At 29.0% G+C, this 25,821-nt stretch carries 29 protein-coding genes and 1 riboswitch; of the genes, 20 read left to right on the forward strand and 9 right to left on the reverse strand.

The window, feature by feature from the left end; all coding sequences use genetic code 11:
* Positions 1 to 13 precede the first annotated feature (13 nt).
* From KFW21_06665 to uvrC, 3 genes are all read right to left on the reverse strand, one after another.
* Positions 14 to 1,843: a TonB-dependent receptor gene (locus KFW21_06665; GenBank protein MDK2819112.1), complete on the reverse strand. Its 1,830-nt coding sequence runs from the start codon at positions 1,841 to 1,843 to the stop codon at positions 14 to 16.
* Positions 1,844 to 2,011: 168 nt separating this feature from the next.
* A riboswitch (cobalamin riboswitch) is annotated at positions 2,012 to 2,201 on the reverse strand.
* A gap of 38 nt (positions 2,202 to 2,239) precedes the next feature.
* Entirely contained in the window at positions 2,240 to 2,605 is a 366-nt protein-coding gene (locus KFW21_06670) for a hypothetical protein (protein ID MDK2819113.1), read from the reverse strand.
* A 280-nt stretch (positions 2,606 to 2,885) separates the two neighbouring features.
* Positions 2,886 to 4,550: an excinuclease ABC subunit UvrC gene (gene uvrC, locus KFW21_06675; protein ID MDK2819114.1), complete on the reverse strand. Its 1,665-nt coding sequence runs from the start codon at positions 4,548 to 4,550 to the stop codon at positions 2,886 to 2,888.
* A 118-nt stretch (positions 4,551 to 4,668) separates the two neighbouring features.
* On the opposite strand from uvrC, the gene KFW21_06680 reads away from it, so the two are divergent.
* From KFW21_06680 to KFW21_06695, 4 genes are all read left to right on the forward strand, one after another.
* The gene (locus KFW21_06680; GenBank protein ID MDK2819115.1) at positions 4,669 to 5,694 is read left to right on the forward strand and encodes a metallophosphoesterase family protein; all 1,026 of its coding nucleotides are present in this window, start codon (positions 4,669 to 4,671) and stop codon (positions 5,692 to 5,694) included.
* A 59-nt stretch (positions 5,695 to 5,753) separates the two neighbouring features.
* Positions 5,754 to 6,332, forward strand: a complete 579-nt coding sequence (locus KFW21_06685; protein MDK2819116.1) for a peroxiredoxin — start codon at positions 5,754 to 5,756, stop codon at positions 6,330 to 6,332.
* Between the two features lie 77 nt (positions 6,333 to 6,409).
* Positions 6,410 to 7,381: an FAD-dependent oxidoreductase gene (locus KFW21_06690; protein ID MDK2819117.1), complete on the forward strand. Its 972-nt coding sequence runs from the start codon at positions 6,410 to 6,412 to the stop codon at positions 7,379 to 7,381.
* Between the two features lie 31 nt (positions 7,382 to 7,412).
* Entirely contained in the window at positions 7,413 to 8,051 is a 639-nt protein-coding gene (locus tag KFW21_06695; protein ID MDK2819118.1) for a thioredoxin family protein, read from the forward strand.
* A gap of 64 nt (positions 8,052 to 8,115) precedes the next feature.
* On the opposite strand, the gene KFW21_06700 is transcribed toward KFW21_06695, so the two are convergent.
* Positions 8,116 to 8,541 (reverse strand): hypothetical protein, encoded by a 426-nt coding sequence (locus KFW21_06700; protein MDK2819119.1) that lies wholly within the window; start codon positions 8,539 to 8,541, stop codon positions 8,116 to 8,118.
* A 177-nt stretch (positions 8,542 to 8,718) separates the two neighbouring features.
* On the opposite strand from KFW21_06700, the gene KFW21_06705 reads away from it, so the two are divergent.
* The 8 genes from KFW21_06705 (at position 8,719) to KFW21_06740 (ending at position 15,267) form a co-directional block, all read left to right on the forward strand.
* Positions 8,719 to 9,966, forward strand: a complete 1,248-nt coding sequence (locus tag KFW21_06705; protein ID MDK2819120.1) for an HD domain-containing protein — start codon at positions 8,719 to 8,721, stop codon at positions 9,964 to 9,966.
* Positions 9,967 to 9,983: 17 nt separating this feature from the next.
* A complete protein-coding gene (locus tag KFW21_06710; GenBank protein MDK2819121.1) occupies positions 9,984 to 11,411 on the forward strand; it encodes a tetratricopeptide repeat protein in 1,428 nt (475 codons plus the stop codon).
* Positions 11,412 to 11,414: 3 nt separating this feature from the next.
* Positions 11,415 to 12,395 (forward strand): A/G-specific adenine glycosylase, encoded by a 981-nt coding sequence (gene mutY, locus KFW21_06715; protein ID MDK2819122.1) that lies wholly within the window; start codon positions 11,415 to 11,417, stop codon positions 12,393 to 12,395.
* Positions 12,396 to 12,476: 81 nt separating this feature from the next.
* The gene (rpsP, locus tag KFW21_06720) at positions 12,477 to 12,722 is read left to right on the forward strand and encodes a 30S ribosomal protein S16 (protein MDK2819123.1); all 246 of its coding nucleotides are present in this window, start codon (positions 12,477 to 12,479) and stop codon (positions 12,720 to 12,722) included.
* An 11-nt stretch (positions 12,723 to 12,733) separates the two neighbouring features.
* On the forward strand, positions 12,734 to 13,273 hold the full coding sequence (gene rimM, locus KFW21_06725) for a 16S rRNA processing protein RimM (protein MDK2819124.1): 540 nt from the start codon (positions 12,734 to 12,736) through the stop codon (positions 13,271 to 13,273).
* A 6-nt stretch (positions 13,274 to 13,279) separates the two neighbouring features.
* Complete coding sequence (gene trmD / locus KFW21_06730) at positions 13,280 to 14,095, forward strand: tRNA (guanosine(37)-N1)-methyltransferase TrmD (protein MDK2819125.1); 816 nt, start codon at positions 13,280 to 13,282, stop codon at positions 14,093 to 14,095.
* On the forward strand, positions 14,067 to 14,576 hold the full coding sequence (rplS, locus tag KFW21_06735) for a 50S ribosomal protein L19 (protein MDK2819126.1): 510 nt from the start codon (positions 14,067 to 14,069) through the stop codon (positions 14,574 to 14,576). Before trmD ends, rplS begins: the two co-directional genes overlap by 29 nt.
* A gap of 64 nt (positions 14,577 to 14,640) precedes the next feature.
* Positions 14,641 to 15,267, forward strand: a complete 627-nt coding sequence (locus KFW21_06740; protein MDK2819127.1) for a ribonuclease HII — start codon at positions 14,641 to 14,643, stop codon at positions 15,265 to 15,267.
* A gap of 17 nt (positions 15,268 to 15,284) precedes the next feature.
* Here KFW21_06740 and KFW21_06745 read toward each other — a convergent pair whose 3' ends face one another.
* Entirely contained in the window at positions 15,285 to 15,647 is a 363-nt protein-coding gene (locus KFW21_06745) for a hypothetical protein (GenBank protein ID MDK2819128.1), read from the reverse strand.
* A 168-nt stretch (positions 15,648 to 15,815) separates the two neighbouring features.
* Here KFW21_06745 and KFW21_06750 point away from each other — a divergent pair, with 168 nt between their 5' ends.
* The gene (locus KFW21_06750) at positions 15,816 to 16,406 is read left to right on the forward strand and encodes a uracil-DNA glycosylase family protein (GenBank protein MDK2819129.1); all 591 of its coding nucleotides are present in this window, start codon (positions 15,816 to 15,818) and stop codon (positions 16,404 to 16,406) included.
* 19 nt (positions 16,407 to 16,425) lie between these two features.
* On the opposite strand, the gene KFW21_06755 is transcribed toward KFW21_06750, so the two are convergent.
* Positions 16,426 to 16,869 (reverse strand): hypothetical protein, encoded by a 444-nt coding sequence (locus tag KFW21_06755; protein MDK2819130.1) that lies wholly within the window; start codon positions 16,867 to 16,869, stop codon positions 16,426 to 16,428.
* A gap of 167 nt (positions 16,870 to 17,036) precedes the next feature.
* On the opposite strand from KFW21_06755, the gene KFW21_06760 reads away from it, so the two are divergent.
* Together KFW21_06760 and KFW21_06765 are read left to right on the forward strand one after the other, a co-directional pair.
* Entirely contained in the window at positions 17,037 to 17,720 is a 684-nt protein-coding gene (locus KFW21_06760) for a hypothetical protein (GenBank protein ID MDK2819131.1), read from the forward strand.
* A gap of 96 nt (positions 17,721 to 17,816) precedes the next feature.
* Positions 17,817 to 18,353: a dihydrofolate reductase gene (locus tag KFW21_06765; GenBank protein MDK2819132.1), complete on the forward strand. Its 537-nt coding sequence runs from the start codon at positions 17,817 to 17,819 to the stop codon at positions 18,351 to 18,353.
* Here KFW21_06765 and rsmA read toward each other — a convergent pair.
* Positions 18,348 to 19,154: a ribosomal RNA small subunit methyltransferase A gene (gene rsmA / locus KFW21_06770; GenBank protein MDK2819133.1), complete on the reverse strand. Its 807-nt coding sequence runs from the start codon at positions 19,152 to 19,154 to the stop codon at positions 18,348 to 18,350. The two genes, KFW21_06765 and rsmA, sit on opposite strands and share 6 nt — an antisense overlap.
* 8 nt (positions 19,155 to 19,162) lie before the next feature.
* A complete protein-coding gene (locus KFW21_06775; protein ID MDK2819134.1) occupies positions 19,163 to 19,585 on the reverse strand; it encodes a rhodanese-like domain-containing protein in 423 nt (140 codons plus the stop codon).
* Between the two features lie 177 nt (positions 19,586 to 19,762).
* On the opposite strand from KFW21_06775, the gene truA reads away from it, so the two are divergent.
* Complete coding sequence (gene truA / locus KFW21_06780; GenBank protein MDK2819135.1) at positions 19,763 to 20,524, forward strand: tRNA pseudouridine(38-40) synthase TruA; 762 nt, start codon at positions 19,763 to 19,765, stop codon at positions 20,522 to 20,524.
* A gap of 68 nt (positions 20,525 to 20,592) precedes the next feature.
* On the opposite strand, the gene dnaA is transcribed toward truA, so the two are convergent.
* Positions 20,593 to 21,957 carry a chromosomal replication initiator protein DnaA gene (gene dnaA / locus KFW21_06785; GenBank protein MDK2819136.1) on the reverse strand — a complete coding sequence of 455 codons (1,365 nt, stop codon included), beginning with the start codon at positions 21,955 to 21,957 and terminating at the stop codon, positions 20,593 to 20,595.
* Between the two features lie 423 nt (positions 21,958 to 22,380).
* Here dnaA and gatC point away from each other — a divergent pair, with 423 nt between their 5' ends.
* The 4 genes from gatC to KFW21_06805 form a co-directional block, all read left to right on the forward strand.
* Positions 22,381 to 22,662 carry an Asp-tRNA(Asn)/Glu-tRNA(Gln) amidotransferase subunit GatC gene (gene gatC / locus KFW21_06790; GenBank protein MDK2819137.1) on the forward strand — a complete coding sequence of 94 codons (282 nt, stop codon included), beginning with the start codon at positions 22,381 to 22,383 and terminating at the stop codon, positions 22,660 to 22,662.
* A complete protein-coding gene (locus KFW21_06795; protein MDK2819138.1) occupies positions 22,662 to 23,255 on the forward strand; it encodes a methyltransferase domain-containing protein in 594 nt (197 codons plus the stop codon). Before gatC ends, KFW21_06795 begins: the two co-directional genes overlap by 1 nt.
* A 35-nt stretch (positions 23,256 to 23,290) precedes the next feature.
* Positions 23,291 to 23,461 carry a 4Fe-4S binding protein gene (locus KFW21_06800; GenBank protein MDK2819139.1) on the forward strand — a complete coding sequence of 57 codons (171 nt, stop codon included), beginning with the start codon at positions 23,291 to 23,293 and terminating at the stop codon, positions 23,459 to 23,461.
* A 208-nt stretch (positions 23,462 to 23,669) separates the two neighbouring features.
* Positions 23,670 to 25,821: tetratricopeptide repeat protein (locus tag KFW21_06805; protein MDK2819140.1), on the forward strand; the 2,152-nt coding region annotated here is incomplete at its 3' end.

The following is a 25,821-nucleotide window of genomic DNA, read 5'->3' on the forward strand; positions in this document are numbered from 1 at the left end:
CAATAAATATTCTTTAAAAAGTGTACTCAATGCCAAATTCAGCTCTAATTCCTGGATTAAAAGGAGAATATATATTATTTGGTATTGATCGATAAGATTGATTAGCTAAATTCAAAAGATTAAAAATAAGTATTTTATATTTTATATTAAGATCCAAATAATGCCTTGGTACCTTATCTACAAAACCACTACCATTAGGAACATTACTTACTAATTTGTAAGTAAGCGTTGTGTGCCAAGTATTATCCATATTTCTTCCTATTATTTTTGACATCCACTGCCATGTTGGAGTTGGAGTTGGAGCAAATCCTCTTATATCTTTTTCTTCTGTCCAAGCAAGTCCTGTGTGTATCTCTATAACATTAGTATTGATAAATATTTTGTATTCACTACTAATTTCAGTAGAAATTGCTGTAACATTGTCAGAATTGACAACAGTATTTTTTTCAGTAAGACGAAAACCTCTATCAAGCCAAGAATAGGAAACATTAGCGAATACACGCCAATTAGTTTTATTAATTCCTATTTCAATACCTGTTCTCACACCATCTTTAGGTTTTACCAAGGGGTTTGGTAAAGGATTTGGAGTTCCAAATCCATAAGCTGTAGAAAAATCAGGAAGCACATAAACACGACTAATATGTGTAGAAGCATAAACACCGTTTCTATGTCTTAATCCTATTGTTAGTAGAGGAACGGGAGTATAAGAATTTTGAGATACAATTTGATTTAAAGAAAGATTGAAATCCATATTAATAGTAGGATTAGTATTTTCTTTGAATATAGATGCACCAAATTCTGTAATAATATGAAGAAAATGATTTCCATATTTTGGGATACCTTTATAATTTTCAGCAGAGGCTCTCTTACCATCATTGAGTTGATTAAATTCATAAGCTAAGAGAATTTGATAATTATATTTATCAATCTGATCCGAAATACCAGTTTGTACATTGAGTTGATGATTAAGATAGTCATTAGTAAAAACATCAGTAGTGATAAATTGATTATAGAAGGTATAATTAGCTATTATTAAAAAAATATCTTTTTGGTAACGAATTCCTGTAATGAGATTATTTCTTTTTATTTGACAAGTTTTGAAAGTAGGATCTGCTGTTTCTCCAAAACTATCAGTATAGGTATTTGCAAGTAAAAACTCCAAATTTTTCCATACTGTTTTAGAAATAAAAGAAAATCTTTTGTAAATAGAGTAGGGATAAGTCTCAAAATTAGCCCCTTTATCGGTAGCAAAATAATAATCTTTCAATCCTAAATCACTAACAAAACCAAAAAATGTTGATCCCTCTTTGAATATTCTTTCCCCTTGAATTTTGGTATAAAGATTAGCTGTAGTACTAGCTTTGACAAATATAGTTGCATAATTTTCAAAAGTAATAGGGATACGGAAATCGATAAAACTTCCTGCATTAATACCTAAGGGTACTAGATTTTGTTTGTAAATATCAACTCTTTGGGCAAAATCGTAAGGAAGTAAATCTAAGATGAATTGTCCTTGATTAATACTAGGATCCTTAATCATAAATCCATCAATTCCTAAAATAGGAGGAGTTGTTGCTCCATTAATTCTAATAGCGCCTATTCTTCCTACGGCAGAAGATTCAATACTAACAGAGGAAGAATTTATGAGATTGGCTAGAGAATTATTATTGTTGACAGAAGAACTTTGAAAATTCAATCCTGGTTTATAATATTTTGCAACAGTATTTTGAAAAACAGTCGATTCAACAGGAATAATATTAGAGTTGTTCCTTTCTTGTGCAATGATAAAAGTAGGAAAAAATAAGAAATAAAAAATAAATAAATATATATTGTGCTCCTGCAACTTTAATTAACAATTAAAGTTAAATTTGTAGTAGGACAAACTTTGTATGCAGGCGTAAAGAAATGAAAAACCCGAAAAGTATTAATACTTTTCGGGTTTTAATTTGTATAGAAAGGAAAGAGAGATTCTAGAAATCTCGGTGCCCTTTCTTCCTTATGCCCGAGGAAGAATGTCGACAAATATAAAAGCAGGTTTCCTGGCTCTTAGCATACAAACACACCTTCTCCAAAAAATTGAATGGCATTTTGTGTTTGCTGTGACTAATTACAGTGTCGGGTAACGCATCGAATTTTAATCGATTTCCCTTTTAACTTTTATACAATTTTTGTATAAAAGCACTTTTATATTATGTATAATCTATTATACAATAGATCAAGATAGTAAGTCAATCCTTATCTAAAAATAAGAAGAAATTTTCTTTTGTTCACGAATTTCTAAACGCATTTTAGAAAAAAACAGATCTCTTTGATGAAAGCAATTATATTTCCATTCAATATGGAAGGGAGAGATAATGACATGAGAAATAAGACCAAAAAAGGCTGCATAACGAAATATTTCATGAACAGTATGTTCGTAATTAGAATCTTGATAAATATTTAATAAATTTTTAATTTCAAAATAAGACATAGAAAAAGTAGGAGATAAGCTATAACTATAACCACAAGAATGTTGTTGAAATGCTAATTGTTCAAGTTTGTGTAATGATAAAGAAAAATGTAAGTTGTCATATATACCGTAGTAATTAAGACACATTTCTAGCATGGTAGCTCCTTTTTGCGTAAAATATCTGTGTAATTTCTTGAACACATTAATTCTGTATCTTATTTTCTATAATTTTTCGATTTTTGTCAAAATTTAATCAAGTATATTTTTATTGAATTTTGACTTTCATATAATAATATAATATATTTATACTACTTTGTAGCAATAATAAAGAGAATATTGTTGTGAATTTTTCTATAAATTATTTATACAAAAAACCCTCCTGTATTATTGATAGGAGGGTTTTTTTGTATAGTAATATTAATGTTATTTAATATGATTATAGTTTCATTTTTTTATCCATGCGTCTGTGTAATTGATATTGAGAAAATCGATGGGATTCATCTCTTATTCTTTGTATAAGATGTAAGACAGGTGAATTAGATGCTAATATTGTACCTATTTTTTGATTTACTTGAAAAATTTCTTCTTCTTGTTTGGCAATAGAAATAATATCTATTGTCGTAATACCTAATTGATCTAGTGCTTTTATAGCTGATGAAAGTTGTCCTTTCCCTCCATCAATAACAATGAGTTGCGGTAGTTGTTTTTTGTCCGTGATGAGCTTTTTGTAATGCCTATAGACAGCTTCTTCCATGGCTATATAATCATCTTGTTGATTTTCTGCTTTGATATTAAACAAACGATAAGCATCTTTGTTGGGCTCTCCCCCTTGAAACTGTACCATTACTCCAGAAGCAAGAGTGCCGTCAAGCTTGGATATATCAAAAGATTCAATAATACTTGGAAAATTAGTAAGGTGTAATTCTTGTTGTAAATCTGTTAATGTTTGTAACAGATCAGGTTCGGACAAAGCTTGTTCAAGATGGATATGAGCATTTTTTTCAGCAAGATTTAAGAGAGAATATTCTTGAGACTCAATATCACTGACAACTTGAATATCCAAATCAATCCCATCTTCTTTGAACCATGTAATTAATTCTGGACAAATAGTTTGAAATTCTTGATTAATTAATATCTGGTGTGGCAAAATATTATTATGAGAATATTTGTGAATAATGAACTCTTCTAATACTTCCATACTTGTAAATTTGTTTTCATTAACTTTGTTATGTTTGACAATAAAACCTTCTTTACCAGATAATTTACCATGTTTTAACAAGGATACTACAATACCAAAACTCCCCATTTTGTGGTAGATACCAATAATATCTATATTTTTTTCTGAGGATAGAAATACTTGTTGTTTTTGATCTAAAGCATAGAGGGAGTCAAGTTGGTCTTTGTATAATTGTGCTTTTTCAAATAATAATTCTTTGGCAGCTTTATTCATATTTTTTTGTAGCTTTGTGATAATTTTTTCTGTGTTACCTGATAAAAAATCAATAGCACCAGTAAGAGATTTGAGATATTTTTGTTTGGTGACTTTTTGAATACAAGGAGCAGAACAGCGTTTCATATGATATTCAAGGCATTCTTTTTTGGGAAGTATCTTGCATGTCCGTAATTGAAATATTTTTTGTAATATTTCTAAGGTAGATCGAACATTACTAGAACTGATATAAGGACCAAAATATAAATTATCATCATTATATTTGTTTCTTGTAATGAAGATGCGAGGGAATTCTTCAGTAGTGGTTATTTTGATATAAGGATAAAATTTACCATCTTTGAAGGTGATATTAAATTTTGGAAGATATTTTTTGATGAGTGTTGCTTCCAAAAATAACGCTTCATTTTCATTATTAACAACAATAATATCTATTGTTTTTATTTGTTGCACAAGAAGATGTGTCTTCAAAAAAACAGGAGTCTTGACAAAGTAGGAATTTACGCGTTTACGAAGATTTTTAGCTTTTCCGATATAGAGGATAGTATTATTTAAATCCTTGTAAAGATAAACACCAGGATTTTCAGGGATATTATTTTTAGTATTAGGGGTGAAAATACTAGTAATTTCTGTTGTGATATTTTTTTTATTCATATATTATACATTTCTTCAATATTTTTTTATTTTTTCCGATCATTTCTTAGATAGTTAGTTAATTATAAGATATCTTTGTTCATTAATCAAGGGTATTATATAATTGTAAGGAAATGATATGAGAATATTACATACGGCAGATATTCATCTAAAGAAAAAAGAACATCTTTCTATTGTAGAATCGATTATTCATGTTGCAAACAAAGAAAGTGTAGATTTGATTATTATTGCGGGAGATTTGTTTGATGCAGCTGCAAATGGTAGAGTTTTGGAAAACGCACTCTTACCAATTTGGGAGCAATTTTATGGTGATATTTTGATTGTGCCTGGTAATCATGATGTAGCGTATCTAAAAGATAGAACAGAACTCGCTGCTAATGTTATTGTAGCTAATGAGGAGCCTTTTTCTGTAGCCCAAATTGAAGATATTTATTTTGTTTGTGTTCCTTATCAAAGCAGTGTATTATTATCAGATATTAATATACCACAATTTCCCTCTTCTATATTAATTACTCATGGTACTTACAATGCTAGAAATGAAAATACTTATTTTCCTATAGCTTCTAAAGATGTTTGTGATATTTATAATTATGTAGCATTAGGCCATTATCATACTTGGTTTGAAAAATGGGAAAGAGGAACTTTAGTTGTCAATCCTGGAGCACCGCGTCAAACTCGTAAATCAGACAAAGGAGCTCGTTTTGTTGCTATTATTGATACAGAAACATGGAAAATGGAGCGAGTTATTTTGCCTGTGGTATATAATGAATATAGTGTGGTGAATTTATCTGTGGTAGATTCATCAATAGACATTGAAGAGAAATTATTATTTGCTACAAAAGAATTAGCGAATAATTCTTATTGTGAAGTAGTTTTGTCTGTACAAGGAAGTGTTTCTTTTTCTGAGTATTCATTGTCAGAATTAATAGCACGATTTAAAAAAATATTAAATAAAAACGGTATAGATGTTACTAGAATTCATTGGAATTTAGATAAAATAACTCAAATATCTCCACAAATGATGTATGCATCTTTTACTAGATTACTAGTAGATAAAATCACAGATATATCTCCCCATGAAATTGACGAATTAGCACCGTTTTTATTTGAGAGATTACAACAAGAAAATCAAAATATACTATAATATAATATAATATAATATAGTATAGTATATATAATTTAATATATTCTATGGAGGAATTTATGAGTTTAGTGAATAGACCTGCACCAGATTTTACAGCTCAAGCTGTTGAGAAAGGGGATATCAAAGATATCCGTTTATCGGATTATAAAGGACAGCCGATTTTCTTCTTCTTTTATCCTTTAGATTTTACATTTGTTTGTCCTACCGAATTACATGCTTTTAGTGATAGTATTGCTGAGTTTGAAAAGCGTGGTGTAAAAGTTCTTGCTTGTTCAGTAGATTCTGTAATGTCGCATTCTGCTTGGTTAAAAACACCAAGAGCAAAGGGTGGAATCGAAGATGTTGTCTATCCTATTGTAGCTGATTTAACGAAATCAATTTCACGAGATTATGGAGTATTAATAGAAGAAGGAGTTGCCTTAAGAGGATCTTTTTTCATTGATAAAGATTTTATTGTTCGTATGGAACAAGTATATGACAAACCTCTAGGGCGTTCTGTAGAAGAAACTTTACGAGTTATTGATGCATGGTTATTTTTTGAAAAAAATGGTGAAGTTTGTCCTGCAAATTGGAAACCAGGAGATGAAACTATGAAAGAAAGTGTTGCAGGTATGGAAGATTTCTTTGGAAATATATAAATATAAATCTCAAATAGTATCTCATCAAATTTAAGAGATACTATTTTTGGATTAAAATTAAAATAAGAGAGATAAATATGGATTTTCAAATAGATTTAGCGTCTTTTTCATCTTCAGAACATACCGTTTTAGAGAATGAAATTTATGATGTTTTAGTAATTGGCGGTGGTCCTGCAGCTTTGAATGCTGTGCTCTATGCAGCTCGTAAAAAATTAAAAGTTGCTGCGATTACAGATGATATTGGTGGTCAAATCATCACTAGCTCTTCTATCGAAAATTGGATAGGAGATATAGATATCAAAAGTTCTGTACTTGTTAATCGTTTTTATGATCATGTCCAACAGTTTGATATACCTATTAAAAAAAATACCAAAGTAACAAATATTACTCACGAAGAGCTTATCAAACACATCTCGTGTACTGATGGCAAAACATACCAAGCCAAATCCATTATAGTTGCTACAGGCAAATCTCCACGCCCTCTAGGTATTCCTGGTGAAAAAGAATTTGTTGGACGGGGGGTTGCTTATTGTACCACTTGTGATGGTCCTATTTTTGAGAATAAAAAAGTTGTAGTTGTTGGTGGTGGTAATAGTGGTGTCGAAGCTGCTATTGATATGCTTAGTTATGCTAGTGAAGTTGTTATTGTTCAAAATATTTCTGAATTAACTTCTGATGCTGTATTGAAAGAAAAAGTTCTTAATGATAGTAGAGTTAGTGTAGTTTATGATTCTGTTTGTCTGCGTATTGAAGGAACAGATGCTGTAGACAAATTAATTGTAAAAAATACTAAAACTAATACAGAAGAAATTATCAAAACAGACGGTATTTTTGTTGAAATAGGATTAATTCCTGCAAGTAATTTTGTACCAGATTCTATTAAAAATAAGATTGGTGAAATCGAAATTAATGCAGACTGTTCTACCAAAATACAGGGAATATTTGCAGCGGGAGATGTTACAACAGTACCTTTCAAACAAGTAGTGATTGCAGCTGGAGAAGGTGCAAAAGCAGCACTAGCTGTTTATAATTATGTCATAACTCTATAATTAAAACAAAATATAAAAATAGGATAAAAATATGCCAATGTTTGATGAAGCACAAATAAAACAGTTATCTGGAATTTTAGAAAAAATGATTAATCCTGTTAAAGTTATTTTCTTTAAAGGGAATAATGAAAAAAGTAAAGAAACAGAAACTTTTGTAACAGAATTTGTAGAATTTTCTTCAAAAATATCTCTAATTACTTATGATATAGAATCAGACAAAGACAAAGCGAAAGAATGGGGTGCTTTTGACACCCCAGTAATATTTGTAAGTAGAGAAGATGAATCCTTGAAAGGGGTTGGATTTTATGGTACTCCTGGGGGCTATGAAATGAATTCTTTTATGATGTCTTTGTTAGAAGTTTCAGGTAAAATAGAAGCTCTTTCTGTGGAACATAAAAAAATTATTGATGCAATTACAACGCCTACTTATTTGTATGCTTATATTTCACTCACATGTCCTCAATGTCCACAGGCTGTAATGAATATCCACAGACTTGCGATAGAAAATGATAATATCAAATCTTATATGATTGAAGGGCCAGCCTTTAAAGAATATTCTGAAAAATATGGGGTAACAGCATTTCCTACTATTATTATTGGTGAAAATGTAAAAGAACTTATTGGTGAAAATGCAAAAGATTTAAATCAATTAGTTCAATTATTAGCTTAAAATCAAATAGATAATAAAAAAGCCCCATGCTTAGGCAGGGGCTTTTTTTGATTTATTATTGTGTTTATTTTTTAGTAGCAAATTGTTTTGCTGTAGACCAATTGATATCAATTTCTGTATCAGCCTCAGATGTCCGTAACATAGTGTCACCACTATTTTCTATGATAATACCTACATACTGTCCAAGCTCTCCTGTAGAAGTTTTACGAAAACGATAAACAGCATCTGTGGGACTCGCGCCACTATTTCTAGTATTTTGAAATTTTAATGGATCACTAGGGTCACCATTTTTTTTGAATTCAGAAATAATAGTACGAAAAGCAGAAAAAGTAGAATCAGAATAAGATCCTACACCGTTATAGTCTTTGTTATCTATTGCATTGAGAAAACTATTTGCTTCTTTTGAGAAATTGTTAGGAGCTTCTTCGCAAGAGACTAATCCAAGTATAAAAACAGCGATCCATAAATATTTTTTTATTATAAATTTCATAAATAAGTTCCTTGTGTATAATCATTTTAAATACCTACACTATTATAGGTATTACTTAGTATATTGTCAATATATTGAGTATATAAATTAATTAAAATAGACGATTGATCTTTGCAATAAAGAATAAGTTATTTTATACTATATGTTATAGTATATTTATGATATATAGGAGTGAGGATGATACGCAAAAGTCTAATTGTAAAATTATTTGATGGATTTACAATGCAACGTTGGAATGATCAACTCCGACCGACAGAATTAGTAGAAGCAGATAGGCAGGCTCATTCTATTAGTTTGGCTTATTTTTTGGCTCGATCTATAGAAGATGAAGAAGAGATAGATATGCAAGATCTTATAGAACAATATGTATTTCGATATTTAGAAAGAATTATTATTACTGATATAAAACCGCCTGTATTTGCAAAAATAAAAGCTAATGATAGCCAATACAAAGCATTGAGAACTTTTGTAAAAAAAACAATGCTTCCTTATTTGGATGGATTACCAAGAGAATTTATTAACAAATTTTCTCATTGGTGTGATCATCCTTATGAAAATACTAATACTTTAACAAGGCAAATTATTGATATTGCTCGTGCTGATGCAACGCTTTGGGAATTTGATTTGTTAAAATTAGCAAATCCTACTGGTTTTGGTATGGATGATCTTTCTAATGATATGGAACTACTCAAAAACAAGCATATAGAACTGCGTCGGCATTTGATTGCAAAATTAGAAACAAAACATATTAGAGAAGAGAACAAAACAGATTTGTTTGCGAATGAAAATTATTCTTCTTATTCTCAATTAGTAAAAATGTTTGGACAAATGCGTTTCCAAGTGCGTTGGGCACAATTACATAGAGAGCCACATACTTCTGTACTAGGACATTCTTTTTATGTAGCACTGTTGAGTTATTTCTTTTCATTACTGTCGGATGCCTGTCCGAAACGCATTTATAATAATTTTTTTACAGGAATTTTTCATGATCTTCCTGAAGTGTTCACGAGAGATGTTATTTCGCCGTTGAAGACAAATATTCCAGGTTTGGGAAGCCTTCTAAAAAAAATTGAACATGAAGAAATGGATAGAAAATTCAAAATGCTTATTCCTGAGAAATTAAGAGCGGAAATGTTCTATTTTATTGATGAAGAATTTGCGGATCTAACTATTCAAAATGATGAAATTGTAGAACATAAAAATGGAATAATGGCAGAATATAATAAAGATAAATTCAATCCAAGAGATGGAACAATTGTTCGTTTAGCAGATCATTTAGGGGCTTATATAGAAGCTGATATGGCTCTTTGTAATGGGGCGACATCTTCTGAATTTATTAATGCAAAAGAAAGAATTAGAGAAACTTACAGTGAAAAACAAATAGCTGGATTAGATTTAAAATCATTGTTTTTAGATTTTAAATAAGCAAGAGGGATGAAAATATGGAATTTAATAAAAAAACTTTAGAGATGATGGAGGATGATGATATCTCTCTATGGGGTGAATATGCTGACAAAATATCTCAATCTGATATTGAATTTGCAGAACAAATATACCAAAAAATTCTAACTATTGATGGGGAACATACTACTGCATTATCTAGTTATGCAAATTTTTTACAAGAACAAGGTCGTTACAAAGAAACAAAATTGATTTATAGCAGATTGTTACATTTGGAAAAAGATAATTCTAATTTGAATTTTAGATATGGTACTTTTTGTGTAGAAATTGGAGAATTTGAATCGGCTGATAGATTGTTTGTTAGATTTTTAGATCAAGAAATGTTAGCATCAGAAAGATTAATGGATAAAGCAAATGAGCTAGCAGAACAAAGTAAATTTAGATCTGCAGAGTGGTATTATCGTTTCATGATGAAACAAATCCCAGAAGATCCTTTTATTTATAATAATTATGCACTATTATTAGCAGATTTAGGTCGTTTTGATGAAGCTGAAGAGTTTTTCAAAAAAGCTCTTCTCGAAAATGAAGATTTAGGATCAGATGTTAGTGTTGAGTTTAATTATGCTAATTTATTATTTTTATTAGATCGTATTGAAGAAGCAGAATGGTTTTATGATAAGGCTCTGGTACAAGATCCTAATGATTTACCCGTATTAAATAACTATGTACTATTACTAATTAGAAAGGGTGAATTTTCCAAATCGGAATCTATTTTGAAGCGTATTTTGGCAATAAATCCTGCTGATATGGTAGCATTACAAACATACTCAAATTTATTAGTCAGAGATGGTAAATTTGAAGAAGCTATTCATAATGCTCAGACATTAGTGAATAGTTATCCTGATTATGCACAAGCTTATTTTCAATTAGCATCTGTATTAGCAGAGTCAGATCGTTTGGAAGCTGCTGTAGAAATGTTACAAAAATCTTTGAGTTTAGATCCTAATAATATTGAATCTATTACTTTGCTTGCTGTTACATTTTCAGATATGGATAGGTACGAAGAGTCTCAAGCAATTTTTGAACAAGCATTAGTAGATAATGCTAATGATCCAATGTTACGATATCATTATGCTGCCATGCTTTTTGATTGGGGTAAAAATGATGATGCTCAATTATGGATTTCAGCACTGATAGAACAAGACCCAGATCATGGGGAAGCACTTAGTTTGTTAGGGAGTATTCTTAAAAATCAAGGGAAAATCTACGAAGCAAGAACTTTGTTTGAAAAATCTCTTGAAAAAGATCCGCTTAATCCTGATATTTGGTTACAAGCAGCATTATTTTTTCATGAGACTAGAGATTATATAGAATCTGATAAATGCTTTGTAGAGGCTTTGAAATTGTCACCTAAAGATAGCCAGATTGTTATAGAAAAAACAAAATGTGAAACGGAAAGATTTACATAAATTATGAATAAACAAACACAATTATCACTACTTAAATGGTTTCACACTAATAAAAGAGAGATGCCTTGGAGAGAAAATCCTACCCCTTATCGCGTGTGGATTTCTGAAATCATGTTACAGCAAACTACTGTAGCTACTGTTAGAGAATTTTATTTGCGTTTTATAGAGAGATTTCCTACTTTGGAAAAACTATCTAAGGCCAATGAAGATGAAGTATTATTACTATGGGCAGGTTTAGGGTATTATTCTAGAGCCAAAAATATTTTAAAAACAGCTCAATTATTACAAAAAGAAGATCAAATCCCTTCTGAATTTGAAGAATTAAAAAAACTTCCTGGAATAGGTCCTTACACGGCTGGGGCTGTTAGTTCTATTGCTTTTAACAAGCCTGTATCACTAATCGACACTAATGTTGACAGAGTGCTGGGTCGTTTTTTTACCTTAGATCGTCAAGATAAAGATTTTGAACAAATATTAAGATCAAAGGCTCAGTTGTTAATAGAAACAGTTCCTACAGAAGAATTTTGGGCTTGGAATCAAGCTATTATGGAGCTTGGAGCTTTGGTTTGTACGCTTAAATCTGCTAAATGCGATGATTGTCCTTTGAAACTTCCTTGTGGGGCTTATCGATCTGGAGAACCATGGAAATTTCCTGGGGATAAAGTTAAATCAAAAATTGAATTAATAACGGAATATGCTTTAATAATTAAAAAAAAAGACCATTATCTTATTTCAAAAATAACTTCAGGGACAAGACGAAGAGGATTATATGATTTTCCTATAGTGAATACAAAAATTGGAGAAAAAATAGATAGGGTAAGTTATAGAATATCTAATAATAAGGTAGAAAGAATATTTTGTTTATTGGACGAAGCTGATTACAAAAGCTCTTTAGATGATGTTTGGGTAAATAAAAATAATTTTTTAGAAAAATATGCACTAGTATCTCCTTGCAAGAAATTTTTCTTAAAAATTTGTAAATAATATAAAATTTTAAAAATCATTGACAAAACAGTGTAAATGTATTAAAATACTTGAAGTGATATTTTTTTTTGGAGGACATTTGTGTCAACAAATATTCGTTTAATGCGTTTAGGTAAGAAGAAAGCCCCTTACTATCGTGTCGTCGTAGCACATTCTAGAAACGCTCGTGATGGAGCTTATATTGAGAGTTTAGGTACTTATAGACCTGTTGAAAGCTCAGATCAAATTCTGATTAATGTTACGCGTTTTGATGAATGGATAAAAATGGGTGCAATCCCATCACAAACAGTTACACAGCTTGTTTTAAAAGCTAGAGCTATTGTATAGTTGGAGAATTAATGTCTGCAACTGAAATGTCTAATAATCTTGTTGAAATAGGTAGAATTTTAAAACCTTTTGGTGTGAAAGGTGAATTAAAAGTTTTATTTTATATCGATGAGTTATCCGATTTAAAAAATGTGAAAGAATTCTATATTAAAGATAGGAAATGTGAAGTTGGATTTAGAGAGTTAACTTTTACTTCTCTAAAATTCACAGAAAATCCAGAGTATGCGAAAGTTATATTTACAGAAATTACTGATCGTACTATTGCTGAAAGTTGGCGTTTAGTTCCTATCTTTATGAAAAAAGAATATTTGATATCTCCAGATGATGGGGAATATTTTATAACAGATCTTATTGATTTGGAAGCTTGGTATCAAGATCAAAAAATTGGTAGTATTTTCAATATTTTTGAAGTTGCAGGACAAGAGCTTTTTGTTATTAAACAACAAGATACAAAACAAGATTTGGCAATACCTTTCACAGAAAGATATGTATCTTCAATAAAAATTGAAGATAAAAAAGTATTTTTTGATAATTTAGATGAGTTACTATAGATTGTTATGGATAAAATAACAGTTTTATCACTTTTCCCTCAAATGATTACAGATGCTCTCTCCTATGGAATAGTCAAAAGAGCAACTAATCTGATGACTATTATATCAAGAGATCTTCGTGATTGGGGATTAGGTGATTATAAGAAAGTTGATGATACAAGTGTTGCTCCTGGTCCAGGAATGTTATTCCGAGCTGATGTAATTGCGAATGCAATTACAGATGTAAAAAAAGAAGATGCTGATGCTTATATTATTCATATGTCTCCTAGAGGGATACCTCTAAATAGTAAAAAAGCAAAAGAACTTTCTCAAAAAAAACATCTTGTTATTTTAGCTTCTCGCTATGAAGGTCTTGATCAACGAGTTATTGATAACTATGTGAATGAAGAAATTTCTATAGGTGATTATGTGCTAAGTGGAGGAGAATTAGCTAGTTTAGTTCTCATAGACTCTGTATTAAGAATGACAGGTAATGTGTTGAGAATGGATGCTGTTGAAGAGGAATCTTTTCAACAAGGTCTTTTAGAATATCCTCATTATACTAAACCTCTTAAATTTGAAAATAAAGAGATTCCTGAGTATTTACGGTCTGGGAATCATCAACTAATACAAGACAATCGTTTTTTAGAACAATTATTCGTAACATGGTTACGAAGACCTGATTTACTTAGAGATTATCCTTTATGTAATATCAATGTTCAAAATAAAAATCCGTTAACAAAACTAAAAAAACAAAATATACTTTTACAAAAAAGATTAAATGCTTTTGAAAAAGTAATACGGGAGAATAGAGATGTCCGAAGATTTAAAAAAGACAACTGATAATACAACTACTGAAAATGTAGAAAATGTTGAAGTGTTAGAAGTAACTCCTATTGTTGAGAAAAAATCTATCAATAACAAAAAAATTAAAAACACATTACATGATATTGAATTAAGATTACTTGAAGAACAAAATAACGATGAAAAATTTCCAAAATTTGGAGTTGGTGATACTATTCGTGTTAGTGTTCGTATTACTGAAGGTACAAAAGAAAGAGTTCAAGTTTATGAAGGAGTTGTTCTTTGTTTTAAACATGGAATGAATCGTAAAACTTTCATGGTTCGTCGTGTTAGTGCTGGTATTTCAGTAGAAAGAGTCTTTTCTTTTCATTCACCATATCTTGCTCATATTGAAATTGTTCGTCGTGCAAAAGTTCGTCGTGCAAAATTATACTTCTTAAGAGGGCTCTTTGGTAAAGCAGCTCGTCTTAAAGAGTTAGCACTCAAAAAAGGTGAAAATAAAAAACAAATAAAAATATAATATTTCATTAAAATAACGCTGATATACTCAGCGTTATTTTTTTGATTAATATAGGACATTAATAATGCAATTATCTGTTTCACATGATATAGAGATCGTTCAAAATATTTTAGGGACTGTTACTAGTGAATCTTATTTCGTAGGAACAGATGAGGCTGGTAGAGGACCATTAGCAGGACCTCTTGTAGTTGCTGGGGTTTTATTTGAAAAAAACATTGTTATTCCCAACATTTTTGATTCTAAAAAAATATCTGAAAAAAAAAGAGATTTATTAGCTCCTAAGATAAAAGAACTTGCTCTAGCTTATCATATAGAAGTGATTTCTCTTTCACAAATAAAAGAATTGAATATTTATCAAGCATCAAAATGGGGTATGATAAAATGTTTTTTAGAAATTCAAAAAAAAATCAATACTCAAGTTCTTTTGACGGATGCTATAAAGATAAAATTTTCAGAATTACCTAATATAAATATAATACCTTTAATTAAAGGGGATCAAAAAAGTTTTCATATTGCAGCAGCCTCTATTTTGGCAAAAACAGAGCGTGATAAAATCATGTTAGAGTTACATAAAGAATTTCCAATGTATCATTGGAATAAAAATAAAGGCTACCCCACCAAATTACATAGATTAGCTTTACAAGAATTTGGAGTAAGCCCTTATCATAGAGAAGGATTTAAACTTAAATAATGTTTTTGATTGTAAATTTATTTTTTTGCGTCTTTTATACCAAGACTTATTCCTGATTCTTTGAAATCAATACCTGTCTCTGTAAGGTTTGTAGAAAATATATATTTGAGTTCTTTTTCGAATTTTTTGTTTTTAGGATGATAAACTATTCCAGCATATTGAGTATCATCTAATAAATAAGTTGCATTTGTTTCACTAATAATTTTGATCATTGTGTATCGAGTACTATTATATAAAAAATCACCATTTTTTGTATCAATAATGAACTCTTCTTTTGTAGAATCAAGATAAGTTCCTTGTATATTATCAATAAATTTTTTTTCAATTTCTGTTAAAGAACAAGAACTGAAAAGTATTGTTAGTAAAATCATAAATTTCATTATAATATCCTTCTTTATGTGTAATCTTATTATATATAATAAACTATTATTTAGTTTATTTCAATAATTTTTATATTTAATTTATAGAACCATCTATTATTTTACTTGTTAGAGAGTTTGGAATCTAATTAGTAACAATATTTATACAAATAAATCAATTATTAGGAGATACATATGGATGTAGAACAACATGAATTAGAACCTTTTGTATTTGAAAATATGGAAATTTTGATGTTAGGAAGTTTTCCACCAAAAAAAGAAAAATGGACAATGGATTTTTATTATCCTAACTTTCAAAATGATATGTGGCGTATTTTTGGCAATATTTTTTTTGATAATAAAGAATATTTTCTTAATGAAAATCATAAAAATTTTAATAAAGAAAAGATCTGTAATTTTCTAAAACAATACAAACTAGGAGTAGGTGATGTAGCTTATGAAGTAATACGCTTACAAGACAATGCAGCTGATAAATTTTTAGAAGTAATTTCTTATTTAGATTTTGATAAAATTTTCAGTAACTCTTTAAAATGTCAAACTATTATTACTACAGGAAAGAAATCTGGAGAAATAATACAGCAATATTTTCATATTCTTAAATTACCTAATATTGGAGAACAAGAATTATTTGAATGGAAAGGCAGAAAAATGCAGTTATATAGAGTACCATCTTCCTCTAGGGCATACCCCAAATCATTAAATTACAAATCGAATATATATAAAAGTGTATTTGATAGTATAAATAATAATCCTCTTTGAAGAGAATTGTTATTTTTATTTAATTTATAGATTTTCTAGATATAATTTTCCATTTACCATCAAATTGTTCTAACATATAATTAACATAGATAGTTTGATTGTTGTCAGTAATTTCAGATTTTGTTTCTAAATTAGGAATAACAATCCATTTTGTGCTGACGATAGCAATTGTTCTACTATTAATAGTATGTTCTTTTGACTCTTTGATTTCCCATGATTTAAGAGTTTTGTATTGATTAATAAGTGCTTGTTTTTTAGTAGTGTTATTATCTATTGATGCTAACAATTCTTTAGCTTTTCGCAATTCAAAATTTTCTGTTACTGTAATGAGCTTATCTATATCACCATTTGTTAAGGCTGTTAAAGCAAATTTAACAACATCTTGAGGGGTGTCTGTAGATTTTTGAGAAAACAAAGTATTTGTTGATAAGAGTGAAAGAAATAGAATTAAATAAAATTTCATAAATGTCTCCTAGAATATTTATGTATACATCGGTATATATTAATATATATTAAATATAATATTTTTTTTATTTTCTCTTCTATATTTGATATTTTTGTAAAAAATTGCTATGATATATACAAAAATATAGATAGATTTTATCTAACTTAATAATAAAAGGAGATCTTGTGAAAAAAAATATAATAATAAGTTCTGTGATAGGACTTACTGTTGGAGTGATATTAACTTTAATAGGAACTTTATTAATGAAACAAAACAGCTCAGGAAAGGCTACATTTTCTTTAGCATTGCCAACTATTACTAAATTAGACAAGGATCATCTTGCTAAAATAGAAAATTTTGGAATAACATTGTCAGATTTTACGAATGCTTATGATCAAGTAAAAAAAAATCTTCCAGCAGAACAACTTAATCAAATCTCAGCAAATGAATCTGCTGCTAGAGCTGAAATTTTAGAAACAATGATTAATCAATATGCTGTAGTTGCTACAGCAATTGAAGAAGGTTTTTTAGAAGACCAAGAAAATATGAAATTATTTCGTAATGCTGCACAACAAGCTTTATTTCAACTTTATGTAGCTAAAAATATGCCAGAAGATGGTAACGAGTTTGCAGTTTCTCAACCAGAAATTGATCAAGCTTATGCTCAATATGGAGCAGAATTTAGAGCTAGAGGATTGAATGCTCAACAATCAAAAGATTATATTATTAGTCAAATAGTTCAACAAAAACGACAAAGATGGATGATTGATTTTGTATCAAAAATTAAAGAAGGATTTCGTATTGAAAGAAATAATAGTCTTCTTAAAGAGCAAAATATTAGTGCAGTTCAATTATCAACAGTTAAATAATACAATCATTATCAAATAAAATACAAAAAAGAGACTTTTTAATAGGTCTCTTTTTTAATAATATTTTAGATTAAATTTTTAAATAAAGGACAAAATATGAGAAAAGTAATTTTATATATTGCTCAAAGTTTGGATGGATATATATCAGGAATAGATGGTAATTTAGATTGGTTACCACAACAAATATCTGAAAAAATGAATGAATTTTATAGTGAATTTTTTCAACAAGTAGATACTATTTTAATAGGGCGTAATACTTATGATCAAATTATAAATGTATTAAGTCCAAATCAATGGCCTTATCCAAATAAAACTTCTTATGTTTGGACATCACAAAAAACAGATTCTTTATATGACAGTATACATTTTGTTGATACTGATTTAGTATCATTTGTCAATGAAATAAAGAAACAGGAAGGTAAAGATATTTGGGTATTAGGTGGAGCGACTTTAGCAGCAGAATTAATAAAAAACAATCTTATTAATGAGTATTGTATTACTATAGTGCCAATCATTTTAGGAAAAGGGATTCCTTTGTTTCCGCAAGAAAATTATAATACTATTTTCCTTGAAATGAAATCTTGTTTTACCGAAAATGGAATGATACAAACTCACTATATTGTAGAATTATAAGTCTTTTATTTGTATAAATAATTCTGCCCATTTTTCAGGAGAAATAGCATCTGGTCTTTGAGAACAGATAGGATCTTTAGTAATAATAGAATTAGCCCAAGGACTATTCGCAAGATTATTTGCTAATGTTTTTCTTTTTGCTAAAAAACATGTTTTAATAAAAATAGAGAATTCTTTTTGATTAAAAGACGTTTCTTTTTTTTCTATAGAAATTACTAGAGAATCGACTTTGGGTTCAGGAAAAAAATTACCTTTACCAACTGGAAATAATTTTTTAATGGTAAGAAAATGCTGAGCAATGACGGAAAGAGGACCATAATTTGAATTACCAGCTGATGTTTCCATTCTCTCTGCAAATTCAGCTTGAAGCATTAATATTCCAAATTTAAAAGCTTTATTTTCAATGAATTGTTTGATAGCTTCACCCGAAATTGAATAAGGCAAATTAGAAATAAAAACATATTCTTGATCTTTAGGATATTGATCCCATTTTAGAAAATCATTGTGTAGTAAAGTTAGCTTAGGATGAATCATATTTTTTGCGACAAGATTGTAGACACCCTTATCTATTTCTAAAGATACGGTTTCTCCTTTTTCGGCTAACAATACTGTTAAAGCACCGAGACCTGTTCCCACTTCCAAATATTTTTCATTTTCTTTCAAAGTAGGTAACATATTGACAATTTTTTCTGCACTTTGGCGATTAATAAGATAATTTTGTCCTCTATTTTTAGAAAGATATAATCCATTATCATTGAGCAAGGCTCGAATATTTTTGATACCAAAAGGATCGTATGTCATTGTTTTTCCTAAATATAATTATTAGTTGATGATGTTGGTCGATTTTCATTAGTCCATTTGCTAAAACCATCTTGAAGAAAGTTAAAGTTAGTAATATTCAGTTTTTTCATGATGTTTATTATTGTGAAATCATATATATTTTTAGTATCATAAAAAATTATTTGAGAATTATAAATATTTGAAATATTAATAATACTCTTAAGATTATTATAAGGAAGCGATATGGCATTGTTGATATGTTCTTTTTGATACAAACTTTGAGCTCGCAAATCAATAATAAGATAATTATTTACTGGCATTGTTTTTGAGATATGAGTAAGTTCTTGAGGTGATATTTGTTTGTATTGTATAATATCATAAGAGTTTTTAATATAAAACCTCTCTGTTGCGCAAGAAACAAAGAAAAAACAGTAAAAAATATTTTTTTTCATATTGTTGATATCCTTACATTTATAATACAATTATAGAAAATATAATTGTATAGTGTATAATTGTAACTAGTTTTTGAAATGAAATCAAGATTTTTTTCTTTTTATTTGAAAATTCTTGTATGATATTGTGTTATTTTGTATAATGTATAAATGATTAATAAATAAGAAGAGAGAAAAATGGCTGAAAAAAGAACTTATTCATTACTTCTATCCTATGAAGGATCTGCTTTTTGTGGTTGGCATACACAAATCAATGCTCCTACCGTACAAGGTACTTTGAATGAAGTGTTATCTATATTATATTCAAAGAAAATATTTGTTTGGGGGGCTGGGCGTACGGATTCAGGTGCACATGCTTTACAATATAGAGCTCATTATAGAACGCATAATGATTGTTTACCTAAAGATAAAATCAAAAGTATTCTTAATAGTAAATTACCTGCTGAAATACGAGTTTATGATGTACAAGAGGTGAGTAATAAATTTCATGCGACATTCTGTTGTAAAGCTCGTACTTATTGTTATTTTATGCATATAGGAGAGATCTTACCCCCTCGTTTTCATAAAAAAGTTTTTCATGAATGGGAATCCTTAGATATAGAATTATTAAAAGAAGTGTTACCTCTTTTTAAAGGTACTCATGATTTTTCTCAATTTTGTTATGGTTATAGTGCTCAAGAAAAAATAAAAAAAACAATGATCAGGCATGTAGATTATTTTTATGCAAAGCAAGTAGATGATTATATTGTATTTTTTATTAAAGGAGAGGGTTTTCTTAGAGGAATGATAAGAACATTAATAGGAACATCTTTATCTGTTGCAAAAGGTATTATCACTATTGATGAGATCAAAGACTCCCTCAATGGACAAGCATTACCATTAAAAAAATGGAGACCAGTACCTGCAGAAGGATTGTTTTTTAAAAGAGCTCATTATTAGTCTTATATTGATTTATAAAAGTACAGCAAATTAATTAGAAAAACACCCCCAAATAAGGGGGTGTTTTATTATACAAGATGAGTTTCTGATATTTCTAAAAGAATTTTATCGATATCTTTTCTTAAATTTACATTTTTTGGCATTTCGGATTCTATTTTTTGTGTGGATCTCAGTACAGTACTGTGAGATTTACTGAATAATGATCCAATTTCTGTAGAAGTATATTTGGTATGTTTAGATGCAATATACATAGCAATTTGTCTAGGATGTGCTTTTGAGCTAAGTTTGCTATCTGATTTAATGTCACTTGTTTTGATTCCATAGTAGGCTGCAACGGCTTTTTGAATTTCGGGAACAGATAAATCTTGAGGAATTTCAATATGAATTTTATCACTAAGTACTTCTTTGGTGAGTTTTAATGAGATATCTTTTTTCTTTAAATCAGCATAAGCAAATAATTTGAGTAAAGTGCTTTTTAATTCACGAATATTAAGATCAATAGTATCTGCAATAAGATCAATAATTTTATTGTCAACTTTATGATTTTCTCGTTGAGCCATATCTAATAAAATAGCTTTTCTAGTCTCAAAATCAGGATTTTTGAGATCTACCGTTAATCCTCCTGATAGACGAGTACGAAGACGAGGATTAAGATCTTTCAATTTTTTGACCTGTCTATCTGAAGTAAATACCATTTGTACACCACGAGAAATGAGAGCATTAAAAACATTTTCTAATTCTTCTGTAGTAGAGTCTCGAGATTGCATCCCTTGAATATCGTCAATAACTAAGAGATCACATTGTCTATATTTTTCACGAAAAGCATGCATATTCTTCTTTTGTAAATGTTCAATAAATTCATTAGTAAAATCTTCACTAGTTATATAAATAGCTGTAGCTGTTGGGTTTTGGTGATGAAATTTGTGAACGATAGATTGTGTTAAATGTGTTTTACCTGTTCCCATAGGTCCGACAATCACAAGAGGATTGTATTTGGAACAGGTATCTTCTACAACAATATGAGCGGCTTTGTAAGCAAAATCATTACAATTTCCTGGAATGAAATGATCAAATATAAACTCAGAAGCAAGATTTATAGAGCTTGTTTTTAGTGGAGTTGTAGTTTGGGTAGTTGGTGTTATAGAAATTTTATCTACTTGATAAGAATCAATAATTTCAGAAGTAATAATACGAGCTTCTTGTATCATTTCAATACGAAAATCTTTGTTGAGAGAGTTTTGTAATAAGTATTCTTTTAAGATAGGAATACAACTTTTTTCAAACCATCCTTTTGTAAAAGGATCTTCTGCCAAAAGAATCATTAGATAATCATTTTGACATTCTTTAAAGTAAATACGCTTGAGTAAAGATCCTGAAAGACCATTGTCTAAATTTTTTGATAAATGTTGAAGGAGGATGTTCCAAAGTTCCATAGTAATAAAATTCCTTAATATATAATATTTTTTTTGAAATGATAAAAAATATTCGTTTTGATATTTGTTTTTTATGATAGCTTATTATTATATTTTTTTCCTAAAAAATCAAGAGCTTGGATCTGTTTGAAATATAAGAGTTCTAATTGTGCGATTCTGGGTTTTAATGTGTTGTTTTTTATTAAAATTGCACAATTGATTGTTTGAAATAGGTATAAATCATTATAATAAGATGATTTGCATAATACAAAATTCTTCGGTTTTTTATGCACAAAAATTCAATATTTGTGTTGTTTTTTTGAAAAATAAATATATTTATTTTTAATTGTATTTTTTTTTGAAAAAAGTTATAATATCTTATAATTTATTAATAATTCTAAATATTTATATGAATGGTGATAAATAGAATTAGGAGTTTGTCATATGTCTTTTAATATTGATCGTATAGCGAGTTTAGCAAATATTACTTTGAATGAAGAAGAAAAACAAACGGTCAAAACCAAAATGGAAGGGATTTTAAATTTTGTGGCTTCTATTACAGAGTTAGACTTGGGTAATCACACGGCAAATATATCAAGCTATGAATTAGCGACAGTACTTAGAGAAGATATTGTGGGCACAACCTTAACTCCGGAAGAGTTAGCTAAAAATATTCCCAAACTTGATAATTATAGTATTATTGTACCTCAAGTGATTCAAAAATAATGTTATCTTTAGCAGATCATCCAAAAATATATACTTCTCAAGATGAAATAACCACCATAGATTTACCAAAAGACAAAACTATAGTAATTGATATGGGATGTGGTCATGGTGATTATATGTTAGCTCATTGTCCTGATGATAAGGATGTTTTTTGGATAGGTGTAGATATTTCTCGCAAACGAGCCATAAAAACAGAAAAAAGATTGCTTAGAGAATATAATAGTAATTTTATTTTATTTGCTGATGATGGTCAAGATGTTTTAAGTATACTTCCAGCTAATTCTATAGATATTATTCATATTAATTTTCCAGACCCTTGGTTAAGAGACAAACAATGGAAAAACAGACTTTTTAGACCATCTTTTGTAACTGATTTAGTCAGAGTTCTAAAAAAAGGTGGAGTATTATCTTTTGTAACTGATATCAAAGAATATGCAGATTCTGTTGCAGAAATATTAACTCAATTCCCTCAATGGACAAGTATATTTACTCCTATGGTGCAAGAAAATATATTCCAAAGCTTTCCGACACTATTTTATAGAAAGATGAGTCCTTTAAGACCAATTTCTTATATAAAATTTCATAAAATATAGATTAAAAAGAAAAATCTTTAACTAAGGAGAATTTAATGCCACATTTTATTAATGATTCTTGTATTAACTGTGCATCATGTGAATCTGTATGTCCTGTAACTTGTATTAGTGAAGGGGATGGTGCTCGTGTAATTGATGGAAGTATCTGTATTGATTGTTCATCATGTGTAGCAGTATGTCCTGTAGATGCAATTCATATTCTATAAAAATAATGATGGATTATAAAGAACTCCTATGAATTTCATAGGAGTTCTTTTATTTTAAATAATTCAATTATCCTATAAAATATTTTGAAATATATTGATAAAATATAATAAATAGTTTAAGATCTGTATATCTATATTCCGACTTTTAAAAAGAATTTTACTTTAAATATTTAATAAGAATATTATGAAGATCTGATGGAGCAACAATGTGAAAAAAATAATTATTGTTATAAATATATTTCTTCTTAGCCAGGTTAATTTTACACAAGGTATTATTAATCCTAGTGAAAATACTATTTTAGATCAATCTATAGATACTATATTAAATGGAAGAAATAATAGAACATATATACAAGATGTTGGGGCAGAATCTTTAGGTGGTAGAGATATCATTGCTCCATTGATTCCTCCAGCTCGTTCTCGTCAAATTCCTGGTACAGAACAATTAATTATACCTGTTGAAGAAACGGATGGTCCTTTAAATTTGTCTCCTAATGATACAAAAGCTTATATTGTTTATAATAGAGCAACTATTGCTTTTAGAAACCAACAATACGAAACAGCTAGAGTATTATACAGGGATCTCATTAGACAATATCCAGAATCTAGTTATACTCCTTATGCACTGTATGTATTATCTATTTCTGAAACAGACTATAGACGAAAAATAAGAATTCTACTTACTATTAAAGAAAGATTTCCCAACTTTATTCATAGAGAATTAATTTTGGATAGATTAGGGGATATTTATTATCTCTTAGATAGTCCTGAAGCTGCTGTAGAAGTTCTAAAATTATCAAAATCATCTTATTCAATTTATTTGAGAGCTATGATAGCTTTGGATGCTCAGAAACCAAATCAAGCTATTAATCTTATTAAAGAATTCTTGAAAAAAGGTCCTAATAACGAAGCTGCGTATCAGGCATATATGCTTTATACAGAAGCTTTGATTTCTATACGAGGATACAAAAATGCGTTAATCGTTCTTGAAAAAGCAGTAGAGTTAAGACCTTGGGCTTATGATAATGGAGGATTGATTCTATTACATGCAGGCAAATCATTCTATAATCTTAAACAATATAGAGAAGCACTGTATGTATTTAGCTTATTAAGACTACGCTTTTCTAGATCTACAGAATCTCGTATGGCAGATCAATATCTAGTTTCTTTAAACAAACAAAATGTAGTTAGTATGCAATCCGTACCTTGGATTGCTGAGAGTTTTGAAACAACTATTAAAGCTCAACCTGTAGTAAGCTTACGGACTCCAAGAGGACCTTCTATCAATGATATGATGCAAATGAACTCTCTTCCTAGTTCATCAGTATCTGAACCAAGTTTAGAGGGAATTGCTTTTCTTCCTCCTATGCCTGTACCTGTACAAGCAAGTAATCAATATTCTCTTTTAGTTCCTTTATCTGATATAGGACCTAAAATTGAATTAGTAACTCTTACCAATATGCTTGTTCAAGAATACACAAATCAAACAGAAAAAGTTATAACAAATAGAGTATTTGTGGTAGAAACAAATACATTAACTAATAATTATACATTTGTGAATCGTGAATTCCTAACTAATGTACAAACAAATGTAATGAGAATATGGGAAACAAATACTGTTGTTTCTTATGAACCTGTTGTTTTATGGCGTACTAATTATGCAAATATTAATATTACCAATCTTATTACAAATATTATTGATCATGTTGTTACCAATGAGAAAATCGAATTATTACCATTATGGCGTACTAATTATAATTTTATTAATAGACCAAGAGATATTACTAATGAAATCTATAGAGATATTACAAATAAATATTTAGAATTTGGAATTAATGGCGAAACAAATTGGCGTATGGATATTGCTAAAAAGAAATTTATTGAGATTGTTCCATCATGGAAATCTACCTACCAATCAATTGATACAAATGAATTAGTAACTAATGTGCTAAAAAGTATCGTAACCAATCAACGCCTGGAATTAGTACCTCGTTGGATTGATAATGTTCGTACAAATGATACTTATAAATTAATGGATAATATTATTACTAATACTCGTTTGAGAATTGCTCCTCGTTGGATTACTAATTTTCAAATTATTCAAACTAATATGAGAGATGCTGTCATTACTAATACCGTTAATGCTGTGAAAACTAATGTCACAGAACAAGTGATAACTAATTTGATTAATATTACTCATAATAAAACTAATGTTATTACTAATGTAACAGAAACAGAATTAACAAATTTTATTAATATTAATCGATATATTACTAATGTAATTACAAATATAGCAGAATTAGTAGTAACAAATAGAATTAACAGAGCTTTTGATAAAACTAATGTAATTACAAATATAG

This window comes from Spirochaetota bacterium (genome assembly GCA_030154445.1).
In the GTDB taxonomy this organism is placed as follows: domain Bacteria; phylum Spirochaetota; class Brevinematia; order Brevinematales; family Brevinemataceae; genus Brevinema_A.

Bases quoted from the DNA above. Each gene is read 5' to 3' on its own strand.
- KFW21_06670 (MDK2819113.1), bottom strand. From the start codon at position 2,605: ATGCTAGAAATGTGTCTTAATTACTACGGTATATATGACAACTTACAT.
- uvrC (MDK2819114.1), bottom strand. From the start codon at position 4,550: ATGAATAAAAAAAATATCACAACAGAAATTACTAGTATTTTCACCCCT.
- KFW21_06680 (MDK2819115.1), top strand. From the start codon at position 4,669: ATGAGAATATTACATACGGCAGATATTCATCTAAAGAAAAAAGAACAT.
- KFW21_06685 (MDK2819116.1), top strand. From the start codon at position 5,754: ATGAGTTTAGTGAATAGACCTGCACCAGATTTTACAGCTCAAGCTGTT.
- KFW21_06690 (MDK2819117.1), top strand. From the start codon at position 6,410: ATGGATTTTCAAATAGATTTAGCGTCTTTTTCATCTTCAGAACATACC.
- KFW21_06695 (MDK2819118.1), top strand. From the start codon at position 7,413: ATGCCAATGTTTGATGAAGCACAAATAAAACAGTTATCTGGAATTTTA.
- KFW21_06700 (MDK2819119.1), bottom strand. From the start codon at position 8,541: ATGAAATTTATAATAAAAAAATATTTATGGATCGCTGTTTTTATACTT.
- KFW21_06705 (MDK2819120.1), top strand. From the start codon at position 8,719: ATGATACGCAAAAGTCTAATTGTAAAATTATTTGATGGATTTACAATG.
- KFW21_06710 (MDK2819121.1), top strand. From the start codon at position 9,984: ATGGAATTTAATAAAAAAACTTTAGAGATGATGGAGGATGATGATATC.
- mutY (MDK2819122.1), top strand. From the start codon at position 11,415: ATGAATAAACAAACACAATTATCACTACTTAAATGGTTTCACACTAAT.
- rimM (MDK2819124.1), top strand. From the start codon at position 12,734: ATGTCTGCAACTGAAATGTCTAATAATCTTGTTGAAATAGGTAGAATT.
- trmD (MDK2819125.1), top strand. From the start codon at position 13,280: ATGGATAAAATAACAGTTTTATCACTTTTCCCTCAAATGATTACAGAT.
- rplS (MDK2819126.1), top strand. From the start codon at position 14,067: ATGTCCGAAGATTTAAAAAAGACAACTGATAATACAACTACTGAAAAT.
- KFW21_06740 (MDK2819127.1), top strand. From the start codon at position 14,641: ATGCAATTATCTGTTTCACATGATATAGAGATCGTTCAAAATATTTTA.
- KFW21_06745 (MDK2819128.1), bottom strand. From the start codon at position 15,647: ATGAAATTTATGATTTTACTAACAATACTTTTCAGTTCTTGTTCTTTA.
- KFW21_06755 (MDK2819130.1), bottom strand. From the start codon at position 16,869: ATGAAATTTTATTTAATTCTATTTCTTTCACTCTTATCAACAAATACT.
- KFW21_06765 (MDK2819132.1), top strand. From the start codon at position 17,817: ATGAGAAAAGTAATTTTATATATTGCTCAAAGTTTGGATGGATATATA.
- rsmA (MDK2819133.1), bottom strand. From the start codon at position 19,154: ATGACATACGATCCTTTTGGTATCAAAAATATTCGAGCCTTGCTCAAT.
- KFW21_06775 (MDK2819134.1), bottom strand. From the start codon at position 19,585: ATGAAAAAAAATATTTTTTACTGTTTTTTCTTTGTTTCTTGCGCAACA.
- truA (MDK2819135.1), top strand. From the start codon at position 19,763: ATGGCTGAAAAAAGAACTTATTCATTACTTCTATCCTATGAAGGATCT.
- dnaA (MDK2819136.1), bottom strand. From the start codon at position 21,957: ATGGAACTTTGGAACATCCTCCTTCAACATTTATCAAAAAATTTAGAC.
- gatC (MDK2819137.1), top strand. From the start codon at position 22,381: ATGTCTTTTAATATTGATCGTATAGCGAGTTTAGCAAATATTACTTTG.
- KFW21_06795 (MDK2819138.1), top strand. From the start codon at position 22,662: ATGTTATCTTTAGCAGATCATCCAAAAATATATACTTCTCAAGATGAA.
- KFW21_06800 (MDK2819139.1), top strand. From the start codon at position 23,291: ATGCCACATTTTATTAATGATTCTTGTATTAACTGTGCATCATGTGAA.